We start from the raw sequence: 19,359 nt of genomic DNA on the forward strand, positions 1-19,359 counted from the left end.
AATGACGAGAGTTGCCACCATTCCGCTCCAGCGCGTCATGGCCGACGCGATCCAGCGTTCGCAGGAGAAGCTGGCGATCACGCAGACGCGGCTGTCGACGGGCAAGAAGGCGGCGAATTTCGCCGACCTTGGCACCGAGACGGTGCGCAACCTTTCGGCGCACAGCCTGCTCGCGCGACAGGAGGCGGAAGCCACCGTCGCCAAGCGCGTGGGAACGACGCTGTCGCTCTACGAGGGCCATCTCACCGGCATCGAGGAATCGGCGAGCACGCTGAAGACCGACGTGCTCACGGCGATCGGCACCGGCCGCGCCGCCGGGCTTCAGGAGGCCATCGAGACGGCCTTTCATCAGTTCCGCACCTCGCTGAACGCATCCGAAGGCGGCACGCCGCTCTTTGCCGGATCGCAGACGGGCGGCAAGCCTTTCCGTCCCGACGCTCTTTCCGATCTCGTCGGGCTGGCGCCCGACGATGCCTTCGCCGACGATGGCGTCCGTGCATCGGCGCGAGTGGCCGACGGAGTCGACGTGACCTATGGCATCACTGCCAGCGCCACTGGCCGCGACCTGTATCAGGCGCTCCGTACGCTCGCCGAGGCCGGGCCGATCGGCGAGGTTCCGACCGACACCCAGATCGCCGCGCTGCGCACCGCGGTCGACCAGCTGGAGACCGGGCTTGGCAGCCTTCGCTCGGTGAACGCCGAGAACGGCCGCAAGCAGGCGCAGGTGGAGACGCTGTCGACGCGCGGCGAAGAACGCGCGCTGCTGCTCAAAGGCGTGATCGAAAGCAACGAGGACGCCGACCTGGGCCAGGTGGCGGTCGACCTCGCCCAGCAGAAATCGATGCTGGAAGCGAGCTATTCGGTGTTCGCCCAGCTTTCCGGGCTCAGCCTGGTCCGCTTCCTCTAAGGAACCGCGCCGGCGGCGGCTGCCCCTCGGGCGCCGCCGCCGCATCCAAGCACCCTCTCAGAACATCGTTTCGGCGGTGCCGCGCGCTTCTGGCGTCTGCCGGAAAGGCTCGCGCAACGCTGTCAGCGGCGCGTCCTTGGGCGCGCCGGGAGCGGCCCTCAGCCCTGAGGCGCCGCCGCTTCCTCGCTTGCGTCGAGCAGATCCGCCAGCCCACCGGCGGGCGATGCAGCGGGAATCGCGGCGAGGGCGCGGCCGAGCACTTCGGGATCGACGCTTCCGCTCGGCTGCGTGAGCGCATCGAACACGCTTGCCGTGGGAAGCGCCGCGAAACGATCGGCATAGCGGCCGCGCAGCGCGGCAAGCGCCGGCTCCTGCCCGAGCATGGCGAGTGCCACTGCATGACGCAGCACAGCGGTCTGCGCCTCGGGCTCGAGCCTGCCCCCGCCGGGGAGGGCGGCGGCGTTTGCAGCGACGAAGCTGCCCCATTCCTTGCGGCGCCAGAGGAGTTCGGCACGGATGGCGCCGTTGGCGGGAACGCTTTCCAGCGCCGCCATGGCCGCTTCGTATCGGCCGAGCCGCTGAAGCGCCACTGCCTCGATCCGCTTGCGATCGTGCAGCATCGCGGGCGAATAGCCGGGCTGCTCGGTGTCGCGCAGCGTGCGCAGCGCGCGATCCGGATCCCCGGCGAGGACATGGAGCGTGGCGACCTGGACCGACAAGGGGCCCTGCGCCACATCCTGGGTGCGCTCGCTCAGCTGATATTGCAGCAGCTCGGCGGCGCGGCCGTAGAGGCTCTCGCTCTGCAGCCGCTCGGCGAGGCGGCGTACCATCGCATCGCCCTCGGCACCGGCGGGGGCCAGCTCGCGATAGTCCCAATAGAGGCCCGCCGCCTCGGCTACCGGAAGCGCGCTGTCGGCGGCGAGCAGACTCGCCAGCACCGACTGCAGCTGCGCGAGCAGTTCGCCGGCTTCGCTGCCGGGATTGAAATAGCGGAACAGCGCCGCGCCCGCGCGCAGTGCCGCGCGCGGATCGTTCAGCTCCTCGGCGAGCCGTACCGACAGGCGAAGCGCCCGCCGTTCGACCGGACCGCCGCGCCAGCCGAAGCGGAGCGCGTCGAGCTTCTCCAGCGCGGCGGCGCCGGCGATGTTGCCTTGCTTCAGATCGGCCTCGATCATCGCGAGCCGCGCGTCGGCGCGCTGCTCGGCCGTACCGCTCACCAACGCCCGCTCGAGGCGAAGCCGGCCGTCCTGCAACGCGCCGGTCGCGATCAGCGCGCGACCGCGCAGCAGGTTCACGGCGGGGTCGCGGTCCGGCAGGGGCTGCAGCCACGGCAGCGCGTTCTGCGGTCGCCCGGCATCGATCACCTGTTCGGCGGCGGCGACCACGAAGGGAGTGCGCGCATCGCCCTGGCGGCTGTTGATCGCCGGAAGCGCGCAGGGGAGTTCGGCCAGCGCCGTCTCGGCCTCGCCGGCACCGGCGAAAGCCCGCAGGCGCCATGCGCATGCCTCTGGATTGGTGGCGAGCCCGGGCGCTGCGAGCGCCACTGCGGCATCGCTCCAGCGGCGAAGCTGCGTGAGCGCCACTCCTTCGGCAAGGCGGAAGGCGGCGACACGGTCGAGATCGGCATCGGCGCCGCGCATCACGGCCAGCACGCCGAGCGCTTCGGCGGCGCGTCCGCGACCAAGCAGCGCGCGGGCATGATCCCAGCGCGCTTCCTGCCGTCGTTCGGGCGCTGCGACAAGCAATGCATTCCAGCTGGCGGTGCCCTGCCACGCGGAGGGGCCGGTCGGCGGCGGAAGCTGGGCCAGTCGCGCGGCGAAGCCGGGAAGGTCGAGCGGCGCCATCGGCGCGGGAGCCGCGGGGGGCGGGCTCGCGGTGCCGGCCTGCGGCGTCTCCTCGGCCTGCGAGGGCGCGGCAAGCGCCAGTACTGCGGCGGCCGTGAGCAACATCTGCTTCATTGGCCGAACATTCCCGAATGCGCGGCCATGGCCACGGCGACGCCGCCACCGGCGCTGCCAAGCAGGAAGAGGCCGATCAGCAGCAGCGACAGGCCGCGCGGCTTCGCCGGAACGGCGTCGACGGCAGGCAGCTGTGCGGCATCGCTCTCTTGCGGGCTGTCGCCCCGTCTGCGCTGCGGCTGAGGCGTGCTCTGCCCGACGACGCGCATGCGTCCGGGGCGTTGATCGTAGCTCATGTCGAGTCCTGTCGGCTGCCGTTCCTCTATTATAGAGAGGGGCGCGCAGCAGGGCGTGCCGATGCGAGGGAGATTTGCGTGCGTAAGCTGATGGCCGGAGCGCTGGCGCCGATGCTGCTGGTACCGGGCGGTGGTGCGGCCGCCGCGGGTGACGGCGGCGTGCAGGCGCTGCACCTGGTCGATATGGCGCCGCTCAGCCTGCCGATCGTCGATACCGGGCGCCTCGAAGGCGTCCTGCAGCTCAAGCTCGTGCTCGATCTCGCCGACGACGCTGCCGCGTCGCGTGCCGAGGACAGGATGCCGGTGTTGCGTTCCGCCGCGCTTTCCGCGGGGCTGGAGTTCGCACGGCTGCACGCGTCCGGCCTGCGGCCGGTGGATGCGGTGCGGCTCGATGCCGATATGACCGCCGCGATGCAGGCGGCCGATCCTGCGATCACCCGTGTGCTGATCGTCGAAGTCGCCGCGACCCGCGGCTGATGAAGAAAGAGACTGGGCCGGCGCAGTAATCCTGCGGCCGGCCCGATTCAGCGCGGCCGCGTCTGCGGTTGCGGGCGCCGCATTGCCTGACCGGCATCGGCGCGACCCCGCGCGAGCGCCATGCTGAGCGCCGCGGCGCCCTGCGGAGTCATCGCTGCCAGGATCTGTGCGGTCGAGCGCTCGCGCATGCGCTGTGCGATCTGCATCTGCACGTCGAGTTCGAGCTGTTCGAACACCACTGCCGCCTTGCCCGGCTTCATCGCCTGATAGATTCGGGCGAGCTCGTCGAACTGCGCGCCTTCGGGCGGCGCCTCGGCATTCGCGCCGGCAGCTGCCGGTTGCTGCTGCTGCTGCTGGGCGCCCATCTGCGCCTGCAGCCGCGCCTCGGCCGCGCGTGCGGCTTGTTCGCGCAGATCGAGCGCCCGGCGCCGGCGCGCCGCTGCGGCGTCGCGTGCGCTCAGATCCTGCTCGATCTCGTTGCCGAGCCGGGTGCTGGCTGCCGGAGCGCTCTGTGCCTGGGGCTCGGGCGTGGCGGCAGTGACGCCGTTCGCCACGACCGCCAATGCCGAAGCGGCGGCGGTGAGCAGCAGCAGCGAAGGGCGGGGGATCATGCCGCTTCCGCCACAACCGGGGCGATCGACGCGACGGTCGCCTCGCTCTCGTCCTCGTCGGCCGCATCTTCGGCTGACTCGGCCTCGCTGCGGGCGGCGTTCGCCGTGCCGACGGCTTCGACGATGCGTTCGGCGGTGGCGTCGGCAATGCCGATCATCACCGAAAGCTCGTCGCGGAGGCCGCGGGCCTCGGCCACCAGCCGCGCATTGTCGGCACATTCGCGCCCCAGCGTCGACTTCATGTCGGAAAGCACGGTGCGCGCTTCGCCGGTCGCCTTTTCGAGCGCGGCGACCACCTCGGTCAGCGCACCGTCCTTCACTCGGCGAAGGCTCCGCATCATCCGCACGCTTTGCACCAGCACGGCCAGGCACAGCGCCATCGTGAGGAGATTGGTCGTTACTGCGATGCTCATCGCTTTCCCTTTGCTTCCCTGGAGATTCTGCTGACGAGCCGCACGGCCACCTTGCCGCCGCGCTGCCCGATCTGGGCGAGGCCCAGCGGGACGCCGCCGCATTGCAGTTCGAGTGCATCGTCGGGGTTCTTGTGGAGCTGGATGGTCTCGCCGACCTCCAGCGCACGCAGCTTGGCGAGCGGCATCGGCTCCTCGCCCAGCAGCACATTGACCGTGACTTGCGTCTTGCGGATCTCGGAGGCCATGTGCGCCTCCCAGATGCTGTCCCGGCCGCTCTTCTCGCCCATGAAGCGCTGGAGCAGCTTCTCGCGGACCGGCTCGAGCGTGGCATAGGGCAGCAGGATGGTGAACTGGCCGCCGCGCCCGTCCATGTCGACGCGATAGCTGGCGCTGGCGCACAGGTTCGACGATCCCGCGATCGCGGCGAAGCGCGGATTGGTCTCGATCCGCTCGAGCTTCATCGTGATCGGTTCGATCGGGCTGAACGCCTCGGCGAAGTCGTCGAGCGCGAGCTCGAGCATGCGCGAGACGAGCCCCGTCTCGATCGTGGTGAAGGCGCGGCCGTCGATCGTCATCGGCGGATTGCCGCCTCGTCCGCCCAGCAGCGCATCCACCACGGCATAGATCAGCCCGGATTCGACGGTGATCAGGCCGTAGCTCTCCCACTCCTCGATCTTGAAGACGCCGATCATGGCGGGAAGCGCTACATTGCCCATGAACTCGCCGAAGCGAGTCGAAGTGACTTCCTCGAGGCTGACGTCGATCGAATCCGATGTGAGATTGCGCATCGAGCTGCCGAAGGCGCGGACCACTCGGTCGCAAACCACTTCCAGCATCGGCAGCCGCTCGTGGCGGATGACCTTGGATTCGATGACGGCGCGCAGGCCTTTCTTGGGCGCGGCCGCACCACCGACATCGCCGAACAGCGCGTCGATATCCGCCTGATCGAACTTGCCGTCGCCGCCCAGTCCCGGCGCAGAGGGCGGTTCGGGCAGCTCGAAATCGTCGAAATCGTCGCTCATTGCTGAACCATGTCCTGGATGAGGATATCCGAAACCACGTCACGTCCGACGACGTCGGTGGCGCGGAGGAGCATTTCCTCCTTGATGCGGAACACCGCGGCGGATCCGGCGAGATCCTCCGGGCGCAGCTCGCGCAGGAACGGCTGATAGGCATCGAGGATCAGCGGCAGCTTCGCCGTGATCGCGTCGCTGCTTCCGGCGGGGCCGGGCACGAGCATGAAGTGCAGCTTCAGAAAGCGCGGGGCGCCATCGGGCGAGCGCAGGTTCACCACCATCGGCGGCACGTCGACGAAAGAGGCGGCATCGGCTTCGGCGCCGGCCTCGCCCGCGGGGGCAGGGGCAGCGTGCGCGCTTTCCTCCGCGGCCGCGCTGTCGCCGCCCGACAGGAAGAAGGCGCCCGCGCCGCCGCCGCCCAGCAGCAGCACCGCACCGGCCGCGCCGATCATGATGAGCTTCTTCTTGCTCTTCTTGGCCGGCGCCTCCGCCTGATCCCCGGCTTCAACGATTTCCGATGATTCTGCCATGGCCGTCTGCTTTCCCTGAAAAGCTGCGCTGCCGCACCCGCGACTGCGATTTCTTCCTATTATAGGATCGTTGCCCGGCAAAAAGTGCCTAGTGGCGAAAGGAAAAAAGAGGCGCGGATGGATATCTCCTCTTATGTGCTGCTGAGCCACGAACAGGCGCTGCGCCGCCGGCTCGATATCGCGGCGAACAATCTGGCGAACATGAATACGGTGGGATTCCGCCGGGAAGAGCCTGTGTTCCGCGAATATATCCAGGACGGCGAGTCCGTCGTCGATGCGGCACGCAAGACGTCGTTCGTGCTCGATTATGGCGCCGTTCATGACACCGCGCCCGGCGGCTTTCAGGCCACGGGCAACCCGCTCGACGTGATGATCGAAGGCCCCGGCTATCTTGCCGTGGAAGCGCCTGATGGCGGCACTGCCTATACGCGCGCGGGCTTTGTGAAGGTGCTCGAGAGCGGCGAACTGGCGACCGCCGGCGGGCAGCGGCTGCTGGGCGAGGGCGGCCAGCCGATCGTCGTGCCGCCCGAGCAGGCGGCGAGCCTCACCATCGCGCCCGACGGCACGGTGATGGGCACGGATGGCCCGCTCGGACGCATCGCAGTGACCATGTTCGATAATGAGGCAGGCGTCACTCCGCGGGGCGACGGCCTGTTCGACGGCGCCGACGGACGCGAGCTCGAAGCCGGCGAAACGCGGCTTCGCTCAGGCGGCGTCGAGGGATCGAACGTCAATGCGATCGTCGAGACCACCGACATGATCGAGATTCTGCGCGCCTATCAGACCAGCCAGCGCATGAACGAGAGCATGACCGAAATGCGCAAGCGCGCGATCGAGAAACTGGGCCGCGTTTCGCCCTGATCTCTCCCTGAACCGAATTCCCACCGGAGGAACTGAAGATGCGTACTCTTTCCATCGCGGCGACGGGCATGCTCGCGCAGCAGACCAACGTCGACGTCATTTCGAACAACATCGCCAACATGAACACCACTGCCTTCAAGCGGCAGCGCGCGGAATTCCAGGACCTGCTCTATCAGCAGGTCGTCCGCCCGGGCTCGGCGACCGGCGAAGGCACGATGGCGCCGGCGGGCATTCAGATCGGTGCCGGCGTTCGCACCGGCGGCGTCTATCGCATTCTCGAACAAGGCGCGCTGACCCAGACCAGCAACCCGCTCGACGTGGCGATCCAGGGGCGCGGCTATTTCCAGATCACGCTGCCGTCGGGCGAGACCGGCTATACGCGCGACGGCTCGTTCCAGCTTTCCGACCAGGGCGAGCTGGTGACGCAGGACGGCTATCCGGTCCAGCCCGGCATCAACATTCCGCAGGAAGCAGTCGATGTCACCATTTCGTCGACCGGGCAGGTCCAGGTGAAGCTCGCCGGCGATCCCGAGCCGCAGAATGTCGGTCAGCTCGAACTCGCCACCTTCATGAACGAAAGCGGACTCGAAGCACAGGGCGGCAACCTGTTCCTCGAGACCGCGGCATCGGGCCAGCCGACGATCGCACCCCCGGGCGAGCCGGGCACGGGCACGCTCACGCAGGGCTTCGTCGAAGCTTCCAACGTCAATCCGGTTGCGGAAATCACGGCGCTGATCACTGCCCAGCGCGCCTATGAGATGAACAGCCGCGTCGTGAAAACGGCAGACGAAATGCTGGCAACGACCAGCCAGCTGCGCTGATGTCGCGCGCGCTTCTTCTCGCCACCGGCCTGGCGCTCGCGCTGCTGCCGCGTCCGGCGGCCGCGCAGGACGGCGAAGTGGCGGTGCTCGACAGGGCGGTCGTGCGCGGCGAGCTGCTTGCCGCCGGCGACTTCTCGTTCGAATCGCTGCCGGCTGCCGCGGCACGCGGTGCGCTAGGCGCCGATGAAGCAGCGGGCATGGAGGCACGCCGCAACCTGCGCGAAGGCGCGGTCGTGCGCCGCAGCGACGTGCAGCCGCCGCAGCTCGTTCGCCGGGGCGAGCCCGTGACGATCCGGGTTGTGCGCGGCGCGATGGTGATCGCCACGAGCGGCCGCGCGCTTTCGAACGGGGGCGAGGGCGATCTCGTCCGCGTGGTGGCGACGTCGACCAACCGCACGCTGGACGGAATCGTCGACGGATCGGGCAGCGTGCGCATCGCCGCGCCCTGAACCGCCGCAACACAGGGATTGAACAGATGAAGAAAGCAATTGCGATCGTGGCGCTCGGCGCCACGCTGTCGGGCTGCGGCGCGGTGGGTCGGCTCAAACAGGTCGGCAGGGCGCCCCAGCTGACTGCGATGGAGCCGGTCGCTGCGCCCGCGTTCGAGCCTTCGCTGGCGGCGCCGGCCGATCGCTCGGGCCGCGCCGTGCCCATCGCCTCGGCGCCAAGCGCATCGTTGTTCCGCACTGGTGCCGGGGGCCTGTTCCGCGACCAGCGCGCGGCGACGGTGGGCGATATTCTCACAATCCGGATCGAGATCGCCGACCAGGCGAATCTGGGCAACAACACCTCGCGGACCCGCGGCGGATCCGAGTCGGGCGGCGTCACGGCGCTGCTGGGACTGGAGACGCCGCTCGCGAACGTGTTGCCGGGCAATGTCGATCCGTCGCAGCTGGTGGAGGCGGAATCGGGTTCGCGCTACGCCGGCGGCGGCACCACCGCGCGCTCGGAAACCGTCAACATGACGATGGCGGCGATCGTCACCCAGGTGCTGCCCAACGGCAATCTGATGGTGCGCGGGCGACAGGAAGTGCGCGTCAACTTCGAGATGCGCGAGCTGATCGTCACGGGCATCGTCCGGCCGCAGGATATCGAGCGCGACAATTCGATCCAGCACAGCAAGATCGCCGAAGCGCGGATCATCTATGGCGGCCGCGGCCAGCTGACCGAGGCGCAGCAGGCGCGCTGGGGGCAGCAGATCTACGACGCGCTTTTCCCGTTCTGACGGGCGGCGCTACGGTCGCAATCTGAGCCGGCTCCGCCACCAGGGCGGGGCCGGCTTTTTTCATTTCGCCGCGTGCGCAGGCACCGGTTCGGACGCGAGCCGAGCAGTGAAAATCAGCTAAACCAGGCAATTTTTGCCGCATCCGTGTTGCCGCTAGGAAAACTTTTCCGGTTCTTCAAGTTAATTGAGAGTATACCGCAAAAAAAAGATGTACTTTGTTTTGTCGCGTCGAAAAGTCTTTCCAGAATGAACTTGCGGATGCGCAAGAGCTTCCGTCGCGGGCCGGCGTCACCGGCTCAGGCCGCAGAAGCGGTCTTATTCCGAGAAGGACAAGAGCATGGGTTTTTCGGTCAACACCAACGTCGGCGCGATGGCGGCTCTCCAGAGCCTCAACCAGACCAATAAGGGCCTCGCCACGACCCAGAGCCGCATCAACACCGGCCTGGCCGTGTCGTCGACGAAGGACGACTCCGCTTCGTACACCATCGCGCAGACCCTGCGTGGTGATGTCGGCAGCCTCAAGGCGGTCAACTCCTCGCTCGCTCGCGCGAAGAGCACCGTCGACGTGGCAGTTGCCGGCGCCGAGGGCGTCTCCGACCTTCTGAACCAGATGAAGGCGAAGGCAACCGAAGCTTCGGACGCGGGTCTCGACACGACGAGCCGCGCGGCGATCGCCAAGGACTTCACCGCGCTCAAGGAGCAGATCACCACGATCATCGACTCCTCCGAGTTCAACGGCACGAACCTGCTGAAGGCTTCGGGCGGCACGGTGGCTGCGCTTCAGTCGACCGACACGGCGGCGGCGACGCTCGACGTGGCGAACCAGGACATGGGCGCAGTGACGACGGCGATCAACGCGTCGAACAGCGGCACCTTCACCACGGCCGCTCAGGCCGAGGCGATGGTCACCGTGATCGACACGCAGGTCACTGCAGTGAACGGCAAGCTCAGCACGCTGGGTGCCGCTTCGAACAAGATCGACGCGCAGATGGAGTTCACGAACAAGCTGTCTGACGTCATCGAAGCCGGCATCGGCAACCTGGTCGACGCCGACCTCGCGAAGGAATCGGCGAACCTCCAGGCGCTGCAGGTCAAGCAGCAGCTGGGCGTGCAGGCTCTGTCGATCGCCAACCAGGCGCCGCAGACGATCACGTCGCTGTTCCGTTAAGGGCGTATCGCGCTTTTCCCTGGAAGCGCGGACACCTCGGGCCGGAGCGGGAAACCGCTCCGGCCCTTTCCTTTGCGCCGCTCCGGCGCCCGCGCCCTCCTCGTCCCCTCTATAATGGGGATAGCCAGGAGGTTCGCTTGTTTCCCCGTATCCGTGAAATCACCGACGCCCTGGGCGATCGTCTGCGCCTGAGCGTCGAAGAGCATCCCTCCGGCGCGCTGATCGTGCTGGAACGGCCCGATCTGCCCGAGTGCTCGCGAGTCCTGCTCGACGGCTACGGCGCCGATGTCCTTGCCGGCTATATCATGTCTGCGCGTCTTTCGGTGCCGCATCCGCTGCCCGACGAGCTCGTCGACGGAGCGTTCGGGATGCAGTTCCATCTGTTGCTCGATCCGTGCGTCGCGCTTGCATTGCGCCAGCCGGGTGAAAGCGAGGCTCTCGAGATCCCGGCTCCGTTCTGGGACCGGCTTTACGCCGAACTCTGCGTGGTGGGGGCGCATGCCCGCGAGCTCAGCCGAAGGGCCGAGGCACGAATTCATTAACCCCGAAGTCGCTTGCGTAGGGATTTCTCCTGAATACGCGTAGAACCGGGGCACGGGCATTGAGCTTGTGAGGGCGCGGGGTTGGCGCCGAAGGGTAAAGGGGGTGGAGAATGGATCCGAACGATTCCGATATCGTACCGGGCACTACGACGCCGATCTACACGGTCACGCTCACGCTGAGCGTCGATGATATGAACGCCCTTTGGGAAGCGGCGGCCGAGCGCGCGCTGCGGGCCCCGGGCATGACGCTCGCGAATGTGCTCGATACGCTTGGTCCGCGTGAGGATCCGTCGATCAGCGACTGCATCGCGATGCTGACCGCCCCCGCGCCGGTCGCAGGTTGCACCGCAAGCGACTTCGTCGTGGAAGAAATTCGGTCCGTCGCCGCCGCCGCCGCCGGGGATGGCCCTGTCGAGGGAGGGCTTCCGTCTGCCGCGCGCGCAATTCTGCTGCGTTCGATCCCGGCGGCCTCGTCGCGCCGCCTGCCGTCCTGGCCGGAGGCCGATGCGATGTCGCTCGGCTAACCGGTAGATCTCGTTGCCAGCGATGCGCCGCGCGCCCAATGGGATGTCGCGGCGTTTTTTTTTGCGTTCCGGGCCTGCCGGTGCAGGGCTTTGGCCGGAATCGCAAACGGCAGGCCGGATGGGGTTCCGGCCTGCCGCGCAATCCTCGATACGAACACGAAACTCAGTATGGAGGCAGAGATACAGAAGTCATCGAGGGGATCGGTTTATGGCCCCTGCATCTCACACCTCAGTATAGAATAGTATCCAAGCCGATACCTACCGTATGAGTGCGGTAGGTGTTCTTACCTAGCCAGCGCGTCGACCGATCAGCCACCGCCGATGCGGACGAGCTTGCCGACAGGAACCTGAAGTCCGTTGATGCCGACCGTGGTGCCCCCGTTGCCGCCGCGCGCATCGGACACGGTGCCGATGCCGTGAATAGCGACAGGGATGGCGTTTCCGCTCGTATCCTCTGCCTTCAGGCTGAGCGTGTAGGTGCCGGCCGGCGCCGTGCCGCCATTCGTCAGCGTGCCGTCCCAGGCGAGCTGTCCGCTGGCGGCTGGATCGATGGCGCGCGTCTCGACCGTGCGTCCGCTCGCATCGGTCAGCGTGGCGACCAGCTTGGCCGGGGCTCGATCGGCGGACCAGCTCCAGGCTGCGGGAGCATCGCCCAGCGCCGCGTCGGGCGAGTCATATTCGACCGTGCTGCCGACCAGTGCCGAAGCCTGAAGCAGATCCTGCGAGCCCATGCCCGCAAGCATCTCCTTCAGCGTGGCGGTCTGCTCGATCGCCTGCTCGACCTGCGAATATTGGACCAGCTGCTCGGTATATTGCGCCGTATCCATCGGATCGAGCGGGTCCTGATTCTGCATCTGCGCGGTCAGCAGCTTCAGGAACATGTCGAAATCGGCATTGAGCTTCCCGATCGACGAGTTGGTCTCGGGCGTAAGGCCTGCACTTGTGGCGGACGAAACGGTCATTGCTAAAGCCTCCTAGGCGAGCAGATCGACGCGGCCGGTGCCGCGCAGGGTGGGACGCGGCGCTTCGGTCGCGCTCGGTTCGGGATCAGCGTTGCGGCCGGTATGGTTCGGCTGGGGCTGGCCCCCCGAGCGACCCTGGCCGCCGTCGCCGGCGCGGCTCTCGAAGCGGAAGCTCTGCGCGTCCGAACGGACCCCTGCCTGGTCGAGCGCGCGGCCGAGATCGGCGGTGTCGCGGCGCAGCAGTTCGAGTGCGGCGGGGCTTTCAGCACGGACCGTCGCGCGCAGGGCGCCGTCCTCGAAGGCAAGGGTCACGTCGATCCGGCCGAGTTCGGCGGGATTGAGCCGCACTCGCACCACATCCTCGCCGCCGGCGACGCCGCGCGCGATCTCTACGCCCAGTTCACGGCCGAACACGCCGGGCCGCGCAGTGACGCTGGGCTCGCGCGCGGGCGCCGGAGCGGCGCTCGCTGGTTGCGGAGCGGGCGAAGTGGGCGTGCTTGCCTCCGTCTGCACCGGCGGCGGAGCCAGCGGCGCGGCGGGGTCGCGCATCCGCGCCACTGCCTCGGGCTGGGGCCGCGAATTGGCGTCACCCGCAGGCAGCTCGGCCTGCGGCATCTCGCCCGCGCTCATGCCGCCCGCTGCCGCATCGGCGGGAGCCGGTGCGGCAGCCGGAAGATCGGTTGCGGCGGCCGGCACCGCAGCACCGCCGGCGGTCGGCGTGGCGGCACTGGTGGCAGGCGGTTGCGCGGGGTCGCGAGGCGGCGGCGCCACCGGCGGCATGGCGAGTGCAGCGGCTTGCGGCACAGGCTGCTCGCCACCGTTGCCAGCAAGTTCTTCAGGCGCTGCTTCGGCCGTGGGGTCGGACAGGGGAGCGGCTTCCTCCGCCGCCGCGTCGATCGGCGCGGCGAGGAGCGTTTCCCCGAGCGGACCGGGAGGCGCGGTTTCGGCTGGCATATCCGAGGTGCCAGGCAGCGAGGGCGAGAGCCCATCCTTTGTCGCTCCAGCGCGAGCCATGGGCGGCTTGCTCGCCATGGGAGCTGAAGCGGGTTGCGCCGTCGGCAGCTTCGATGCGCTTGCGAGGAGTTCCGGCAGCGACGGTGGCGCCGCGGCCTGCGTCGCCGCGCCAGCGACGCGCGCGTCGGGAGCGGCTGCGATCGGCAGGTCGAGGTCGCTTTCGACGGTCCGAGAGGTCGACAGGTTGGGCTCGACAAGGATCGGCGTTCCGTCCGCCGGCTGCGGCGCGGCGGGGGAAGCGCCGGTGCCGGCAGGAACCGTGCTGGGAACCACGGCCGGAACTGCCACCGTGCTTTCGACGGTTGCGATCTGGATCAGGCCGCCGAGTTGCGGACCGGCGATCCCGCCCGTCGGCATCATACCGGGAAGCGGCGTCGGCTGCGCTGTCGGCGGCATGCCCTGCATCCCCACCAGCGCTCCGAAACCCGGTTGGCCGATCGTCGCGGCCGCCGGCATGGGCTTGGAGCCCGGTGCGAAACTCACGTCGGCAATCTGCATGCGGCCCCTCGTTCGCAGTGCCGATGCGGCACTGCCTTTCATTATAGGAGAATTGACGCCTCCGCGGGCGCTCAGGCGATCGAGCCCAGTGCGCGGATCCGCGCGCGCGCATGAATCTCGTTCTGCGAGAGCACCACGGTCGCCGGCCGCACCCGCTCGATGATCGAGCGGACGAAGGGGCGAATCGACGGGCTGGTGAGCAGGCACGGAATCTCGCCGTCCTGCGCCAGCCGGTCATAGGTCTCGCGCACCGAGGCGATGAACTGCTGAAGCGACGATGGGGCCATGGCGAGCTGGCGGTCGTCGCCCGAGCCGACGATGCTCTCGGCGAAGGCTGCGTCCCAGTCTGGCGAGAGAGTGACGATCGGGATCGCCTCGCCGCGCACCTGCGATGCCGAGATCTGGCGAGCGAGGCGCCCGCGCACATGCTCGGTGATCTGGGTGAGGTTGTTGGTCAGCGGCGCCGCTTCGGCGATGCCTTCCAGGATCGTAGGAATGTCGCGAATCGAGATGCCCTCGGCGAGCAGGTTCTGCAGGATCCGCTGGATGCTCGAGATCGACACCTTCGACGGCACGATGTCGGCCACCAGCTTCTCGGATTCCTTGTGGACCTCGGTCAGCAGCTTCTGCGTCTCGGTGTAGGAAAGCAGGTCGGCGATATTGTCCTTCACCAGCTCGGTGAGATGGGTGGTGATGATCGTGCCGCAATCCACCACGGTGAGACCACGGAAACCCGCCTCGTCGCGCAATTCGCGATCGATCCACAGCGCCGGCAGGTTGAACACGGGCTCGCGCGTCTCTTCGCCCGGCAGGCCGGACGGACCGCCGCCGGGATTGATGAGCAGCAGCTTGTCGAGCCGGATTTCGCCGCGTGCCGCTTCGGTCTCCTTGATGTAGAGGACATATTCGTTGGGCTTCAGCCCCATGTTGTCGATGATGCGGACCGACGGCAGCACGAAGCCATATTCGGTGGCCATCTGACGGCGCAGTGCGCGAACCTGATCGTCGAGCCGCGGCTCGCGCTCGGCGTCGTTGATCATCGGCAGCAGCGCATAGCCGATCTCGATGCGCACCGCGTCGATCGCCAGCGTCTGGCCGATCGGCTGTTCGGCGATCGCCTGCTGCTCGGCGGCAACGGCTTCGGCGATTCGTTCCTGCGCCGCATCGGCCTCGGCCTTCTTGCTCATCTTCCAGGCGATCCAGCCGGCCAGCAGCGCAAAGCTGATGAACGGCAGAAAGGGGAGACCGGGCATCAGCGCCAGCGCGCCCATCAGGAAGGCGACCATGCCGAACGCCTTGGGGTGACGGCCGAGCTGATCGCTCAGTGCCTTGCCCGCCTTGCCCTTCATGCCGCCCTTCGAGACGAGCAGGCCCGCGGCGACCGACACGATCAGCGCCGGGATCTGGCTGACCAGTCCGTCGCCGGCGGTGAGGATGGTGTAGGTGGAGAAGGCCTCGCCCAGGGGCACGCCATGCGCGAACACGCCGAGGCCCAGCCCGACCAGGATGTTGACTGCAGTGATGATGAGGCCCGCGATCGCGTCGCCCTTCACGAACTTCGACGCGCCGTCCATCGCGCCGTAGAAGCCGCTTTCGGCTTCGATTTCGGCGCGACGGGTCTTGGCGGTCTCTTCGTCGATCATGCCGGCGTTGAGATCGGCGTCGATCGCCATCTGCTTGCCGGGCATCGAATCGAGGCTGAAGCGCGCCGCGACTTCGGCGATGCGGCCCGCACCCTTGGTGATGACGACGAAGTTGATGATCACGAGGATCATGAAGATGGTGAGTCCGATCACCACCTGGCCGCCCATCAGGAACTCGCCGAACGCGCCGATCACGCCGCCCGCGGCGTCGGGCCCCTCATGGCCGTGGCTGAGGATCAGGCGAGTCGAGGCGATGTTGAGGCCCAGCCGCAGCATCGTCGCGATCAGCAGGATCGTCGGAAAGGACGAAAGCTCAAGGGGCTTGTCGATGAACAGCGCGGTCATCAGGATCATGACCGAGATGGTGATCGAAAATGCCAGGCCGAGGTCCAGAAGCCAGGCCGGCATCGGCAGGATGAGCATCGCGATGATCGCGACGACGCCGATCGCCAGCGCCAGGTCGCGGCTGGCACCCATGCGATCGAAGAACTGTGTGAGGGCGGGAGACATCAGCGGATCTCGAACCTTTTCCAGCCGAACTCACAGAGAGGCCGGAGCGTGGCGATTGGAGGTTTTCGTCAGGCGGCCGGCGACACGGCAATGCCCGCCTCGACGAAGCTCTTGAGCTTGTTGCGCATGGTGCGCACCGAGATGCCCAGGATGCTCGATGCCGAGGTGCGGTTGCCGTGGCAGCGCTCGAGAGTCTGCAGGATCAGCTCGCGCTCGACTTCCTCGACGGTCCGGCCGACGAGATTCTCGACCTGGAGCCGCGAGGCGCCTTCACCGGCGTCGCGCTCCGCGATCCGCGATCCGTCGATCAGCACCAGATCCTCGGGTTCGATCCGTGCGCCGCGGGCGAGCAGCACGGCGCGGTGCACCGCATCCTCGAGCTCACGAACGTTGCCCGGCCAGCTGTAGCGCCGCAGCAGCGCAAGCGCGGCGTCGCTCAGCGGCCGGAACGGAAGCCCGTCGGATACCGCCATCCTTTCGGCGAAATGCTGCGCCAGCAACGCGATATCGTCGCCGCGCGCGCGCAGCGGCGGAACCTCGATGCGCGCGAAACCGAGCCGCGCGAGAAGATCAGCGCGGAAGGCCCCTTCGGCGACGCGCGCTTCCAGATCCATGCCGGTCGAGGCGATGATCCGGGCGCGGAACGGCACGAGCTCGGCGCCGCCGACGCGGCGGAAGCGCTGTTCCTGGAGCACACCGAGCAGCTTCGCCTGTGTGGCCGGTGCCACGGCGCCGACTTCGCGCAGCAGCACCGTGCCTTCACCTGCCTTCTCCAGCCGACCGAGACGACGCGCTATTGCGCCGGGGAAGGCGCCTTCCTCATGGCCGAACAGCTCGGATTCGAGCACTTCGGCGGCGACGCCCGAGCATTCGACGACGAGCAGCGGATCGGGACGGCCCGAGGCGGCGTGGATGGCGCGCGCCATCACTTCCTTGCCGGTGCCTTTCTCCCCGGTGACGAGCACGGGCGCGCCGCTCGGCGCCACTGCGACCGCAAGTTCGGTAGCACGCATGAGGGCGGGGTGTTCGCCCAGGCCGCGCGGCACGCGGCGCGCCACGACCGACGCGATCGCTGCGGCGATCAGTTCGCGCTGCGGCGGCAGCGGCACATAGTCGCGCGCGCCGGCGCGGATCGCCGCGACCGCGCGTTCGGCGGGCGCGTCGACTCCGCACCCCAGCACCGGAACGATGAAGCGTTCGGCGCGAAGCCGCTCGAGAAAGCCGACGATGTCGAGCCCGACATCGAACATCACCAGATCGCAGCCGCTCTCGCGCAGCAGTGCCAGCGCCTCGGCAGGGCCGTCGGCCATCGCGGCCTCGGCACCCGCATCGCGCGCCAGCTCGGCGGCAAGACGGAATTCGCCGCCAGGCGCGCCGACCAGCAGCATACGGATCGGTCCGGCCATCAGCGGTCCGCCCGAACGATTTCGGTGAGCGTCACGCCGAGAGCTCCGTCGATCAGCACAACCTCGCCGCGTGCGATCAGCCGATCGTTGACGAAGATGTCGACCGGTTCACCGACCCGCCGATCGAGTTCGAGTACATGCCCCGGCCCAAGCTGGAGCAGTTCGCCCACCGGCATCCGCGTGCGGCCGAGTACGGCCTGCACCTTCACCGGGACGTCATGAACAGCTTCCAGCTCCTCCGGCGTGCCGGCGCCAGGCGCCTCGCGTTCCGGGGCGGCGTCGAAATCCTCGAGGATCGGCGCACCGGTTTCCTCGGCGGGGGCGGCTTCGGCGGGAATGATATCGTGCGGTTCCACGTACGGGGCTCCTTCAGGCGTTCATCCAGTGGCGGATCACCGACGCGGCCTCGGGGGGGCTCGCGGCGATGGCGTCGCCGATGCGCTTCAGCGCGGAGAGTTTGATGCGGCCGTCGACCTGCGCCATCTCGATCTCCTGATCGAGCATCGGATGCTGGCGGCCGGCTTCGAGTGCGGCGAGCTCCTGCTGCGCTTCGGGATCGCCTTCGGCGGCGCGGCCGGCCAGCGCGATCATCTCGGGGGATTGTTCCTCGATCATCGCCGGTTCGGCCACGGCGGGCGCGATCTTCGGCTTCAGCATTCGCAGAGCGATCAAGCCGGCAGCGGCGATCACGAGCAGCTGAAGCAGCCCGAACACCCGATCCATGGAAAGGAGCGACAGGAAGCTGTTCTCGCCCTCGGCCAGATCCTCGACCGGTGCGAAGGCCATGCTCTCGACGACCACGCTGTCGCCGCGTTCGGCGTCGATGCCGACGGCGTTCTCGACCAGGCGAGTCAGCCGCTGGACCTGTTCGGCGGGCAGGCCCGCTTCGCCGCCATCGACCATCACCGCGACAGTGAGGCGCGTGACCTTGCCCGGCGCGCGCACCGTGACCGTGCGGCGCGAGCTGTTCTGATAGGTCGTGTCCTCGGACGTCTGGTTGCTCGCCGACCGGCGGCTCTCGCCGGGCAGGCCGGCTGCAGCGCCTTCGTTCTCGGGCAGCTGCTCGGCAACGGTGGCGGCAGGAGGCGCGGCGCCGTTCTCCTCGTCCTGGCTGCCGTTCTCGACCGTCACCTGACGGGCGATCACCTGCGTATCCGGATCGAAGATATTCGCTTCCTCGCGCGTGGCATCGCGATCGATCTGGGCGGAAACCTCGGCACGCACCTTGCCCTGGCCGACGATCGGCTCGAGCAGCGATTCGATTTCGTCGCGCATCCGCGTCTCGACCTGCGTCTGGCGTGCGTCGGCGTCGCCGGCAACGGCGGCATCGGGATCGCCGGCGCGAGCGAGCAGCGCGCCCGACTGATCGACGATCGAAACCGACTCGGGCGACAGCTCGGGCACCGAGGACGAAACGAGATAGCGTATCGCGGCGATCGTTTCGGCGGGCAGGCGGCCGCGCGTCTTCACCGTCACGGCGGCCGAGGCCGGCCGCCGCTCGGCGGCGAACATCGCCCGCTCGGGCATGACGATATGGACGCGTGCGCGGGCGATGCTCTCAAGGCTCTCGATCGAGCGGACGAGCTCGCCTTCGATCGCGCGCGTCTCGTTCAGCTTGGCGCGGCTGGCGGAAACGCCGAACGATTCCTCCTGGTCGAGCACGTCATAGCCGATCGCGCCGCCCAGCCGTTCGCCGGCCAGGCTCATGCGCAGCTCGGCGAGTCGGTCCTGCGGCGCCATCACCGAGCTGCCGTCGGCGGAGAGGCGATATTCGACGCCCTGCGCTTCCAGCTTCTCGACGATCGTCTGCGCCGCGCCGGGATCGAGATCGGTGTAGAGAAAGCCCATCTGCGGGTCCGAGCCGCGCGTCGCCACGAATGCGAGCGCCGCCAGCAGCGCCAGTGCGACGCCCCCCATCAGCATCAGCCGCTTGGGCCCGAGCTGCTCCGCGAATTTTCTGATTGCTTCCAAGATCGCCCCGCCATTCGCCGGATACCCTGGGCACGCGGCCCGATAGCTCTCTTATAGGAGGAGCGA

General features: G+C 68.2%; 21 protein-coding genes. 9 read left to right on the plus strand and 12 right to left on the minus strand.

The features are described 5' to 3' along the window. Nucleotide 1 precedes the first annotated feature (1 nt). A complete protein-coding gene (locus H7V21_RS14960) occupies nt 2-907 on the plus strand; it encodes a flagellin (RefSeq protein WP_188054497.1) in 906 nt (301 codons plus the stop codon). A gap of 158 nt (nt 908-1,065) precedes the next feature. On the opposite strand, the gene H7V21_RS14965 is transcribed toward H7V21_RS14960, so the two are convergent. After that, nucleotides 1,066-2,865, minus strand: a complete 1,800-nt coding sequence (locus tag H7V21_RS14965; RefSeq protein WP_188054498.1) for a hypothetical protein — start codon at nt 2,863-2,865, stop codon at nt 1,066-1,068. Next, on the minus strand, nt 2,862-3,101 hold the full coding sequence (locus tag H7V21_RS14970) for a hypothetical protein (protein WP_188054499.1): 240 nt from the start codon (nt 3,099-3,101) through the stop codon (nt 2,862-2,864). Before H7V21_RS14970 ends, H7V21_RS14965 begins: the two co-directional genes overlap by 4 nt. A gap of 78 nt (nt 3,102-3,179) precedes the next feature. Here H7V21_RS14970 and H7V21_RS14975 point away from each other — a divergent pair, with 78 nt between their 5' ends. Next, nucleotides 3,180-3,578: a hypothetical protein gene (locus H7V21_RS14975; protein ID WP_188054500.1), complete on the plus strand. Its 399-nt coding sequence runs from the start codon at nt 3,180-3,182 to the stop codon at nt 3,576-3,578. A 47-nt stretch (nt 3,579-3,625) separates the two neighbouring features. On the opposite strand, the gene H7V21_RS14980 is transcribed toward H7V21_RS14975, so the two are convergent. Genes H7V21_RS14980 through H7V21_RS14995 form a run of 4 tightly spaced genes read right to left on the minus strand, consistent with a single transcriptional unit; the run spans nt 3,626 to nt 6,148 of the window. Further along, nucleotides 3,626-4,189: a MotE family protein gene (locus tag H7V21_RS14980; RefSeq protein ID WP_188054501.1), complete on the minus strand. Its 564-nt coding sequence runs from the start codon at nt 4,187-4,189 to the stop codon at nt 3,626-3,628. Beyond that, a complete protein-coding gene (locus H7V21_RS14985; protein ID WP_188054502.1) occupies nt 4,186-4,602 on the minus strand; it encodes a DUF6468 domain-containing protein in 417 nt (138 codons plus the stop codon). The genes H7V21_RS14980 and H7V21_RS14985 overlap by 4 nt, the downstream gene beginning before the upstream one ends. Continuing rightward, the gene (gene fliM, locus H7V21_RS14990; RefSeq protein ID WP_188054503.1) at nt 4,599-5,624 is read right to left on the minus strand and encodes a flagellar motor switch protein FliM; all 1,026 of its coding nucleotides are present in this window, start codon (nt 5,622-5,624) and stop codon (nt 4,599-4,601) included. The genes H7V21_RS14985 and fliM overlap by 4 nt, the downstream gene beginning before the upstream one ends. Further along, complete coding sequence (locus H7V21_RS14995) at nt 5,621-6,148, minus strand: flagellar basal body-associated FliL family protein (RefSeq protein ID WP_188054504.1); 528 nt, start codon at nt 6,146-6,148, stop codon at nt 5,621-5,623. The genes fliM and H7V21_RS14995 overlap by 4 nt, the downstream gene beginning before the upstream one ends. A gap of 117 nt (nt 6,149-6,265) precedes the next feature. Between H7V21_RS14995 and H7V21_RS15000 the strand changes: the two genes are divergently transcribed. The 7 genes from H7V21_RS15000 to H7V21_RS15030 all read left to right on the plus strand — a co-directional run bounded on the left by H7V21_RS15000 (nt 6,266) and on the right by H7V21_RS15030 (nt 11,289). Continuing rightward, nucleotides 6,266-7,009, plus strand: a complete 744-nt coding sequence (locus H7V21_RS15000; RefSeq protein WP_188054505.1) for a flagellar hook basal-body protein — start codon at nt 6,266-6,268, stop codon at nt 7,007-7,009. 38 nt (nt 7,010-7,047) lie between these two features. After that, a complete protein-coding gene (gene flgG, locus H7V21_RS15005) occupies nt 7,048-7,830 on the plus strand; it encodes a flagellar basal-body rod protein FlgG (RefSeq protein WP_188054506.1) in 783 nt (260 codons plus the stop codon). Continuing rightward, nucleotides 7,830-8,279, plus strand: coding sequence for a flagellar basal body P-ring formation chaperone FlgA (gene flgA, locus H7V21_RS15010; RefSeq protein ID WP_188054507.1), 450 nt, complete (start codon nt 7,830-7,832; stop codon nt 8,277-8,279). The genes flgG and flgA overlap by 1 nt, the downstream gene beginning before the upstream one ends. A 26-nt stretch (nt 8,280-8,305) precedes the next feature. Beyond that, on the plus strand, nt 8,306-9,055 hold the full coding sequence (flgH, locus tag H7V21_RS15015; protein ID WP_188054508.1) for a flagellar basal body L-ring protein FlgH: 750 nt from the start codon (nt 8,306-8,308) through the stop codon (nt 9,053-9,055). Between the two features lie 337 nt (nt 9,056-9,392). Next, entirely contained in the window at nt 9,393-10,223 is an 831-nt protein-coding gene (locus H7V21_RS15020; protein WP_188054509.1) for a flagellin, read from the plus strand. 137 nt (nt 10,224-10,360) lie between these two features. Next, nucleotides 10,361-10,765 carry a hypothetical protein gene (locus tag H7V21_RS15025; protein ID WP_188054510.1) on the plus strand — a complete coding sequence of 135 codons (405 nt, stop codon included), beginning with the start codon at nt 10,361-10,363 and terminating at the stop codon, nt 10,763-10,765. Nucleotides 10,766-10,875: 110 nt separating this feature from the next. Further along, nucleotides 10,876-11,289: a hypothetical protein gene (locus H7V21_RS15030; protein ID WP_188054511.1), complete on the plus strand. Its 414-nt coding sequence runs from the start codon at nt 10,876-10,878 to the stop codon at nt 11,287-11,289. Between the two features lie 308 nt (nt 11,290-11,597). Here H7V21_RS15030 and H7V21_RS15035 read toward each other — a convergent pair whose 3' ends face one another. The 6 genes from H7V21_RS15035 to fliF all read right to left on the minus strand — a co-directional run bounded on the left by H7V21_RS15035 (nt 11,598) and on the right by fliF (nt 19,245). Continuing rightward, nucleotides 11,598-12,251, minus strand: coding sequence for a flagellar hook assembly protein FlgD (locus tag H7V21_RS15035; RefSeq protein ID WP_188054512.1), 654 nt, complete (start codon nt 12,249-12,251; stop codon nt 11,598-11,600). Nucleotides 12,252-12,263: 12 nt separating this feature from the next. After that, a complete protein-coding gene (locus H7V21_RS15040) occupies nt 12,264-13,763 on the minus strand; it encodes a flagellar hook-length control protein FliK (RefSeq protein WP_188054513.1) in 1,500 nt (499 codons plus the stop codon). Between the two features lie 71 nt (nt 13,764-13,834). After that, nucleotides 13,835-15,916: a flagellar biosynthesis protein FlhA gene (flhA, locus tag H7V21_RS15045; RefSeq protein WP_188054514.1), complete on the minus strand. Its 2,082-nt coding sequence runs from the start codon at nt 15,914-15,916 to the stop codon at nt 13,835-13,837. A gap of 68 nt (nt 15,917-15,984) precedes the next feature. Continuing rightward, complete coding sequence (locus H7V21_RS15050) at nt 15,985-17,322, minus strand: sigma-54-dependent transcriptional regulator (RefSeq protein WP_188054515.1); 1,338 nt, start codon at nt 17,320-17,322, stop codon at nt 15,985-15,987. Beyond that, entirely contained in the window at nt 17,322-17,678 is a 357-nt protein-coding gene (fliN, locus tag H7V21_RS15055) for a flagellar motor switch protein FliN (protein WP_188054516.1), read from the minus strand. Before fliN ends, H7V21_RS15050 begins: the two co-directional genes overlap by 1 nt. A gap of 13 nt (nt 17,679-17,691) precedes the next feature. After that, a complete protein-coding gene (gene fliF, locus H7V21_RS15060) occupies nt 17,692-19,245 on the minus strand; it encodes a flagellar basal-body MS-ring/collar protein FliF (protein ID WP_223177086.1) in 1,554 nt (517 codons plus the stop codon). Nucleotides 19,246-19,359: the final 114 nt, after the last annotated feature.

This window comes from Sphingosinithalassobacter sp. CS137, assembly GCF_014334115.1.
In the GTDB taxonomy this organism is placed as follows: Bacteria; Pseudomonadota; Alphaproteobacteria; order Sphingomonadales; family Sphingomonadaceae; genus Sphingomonas.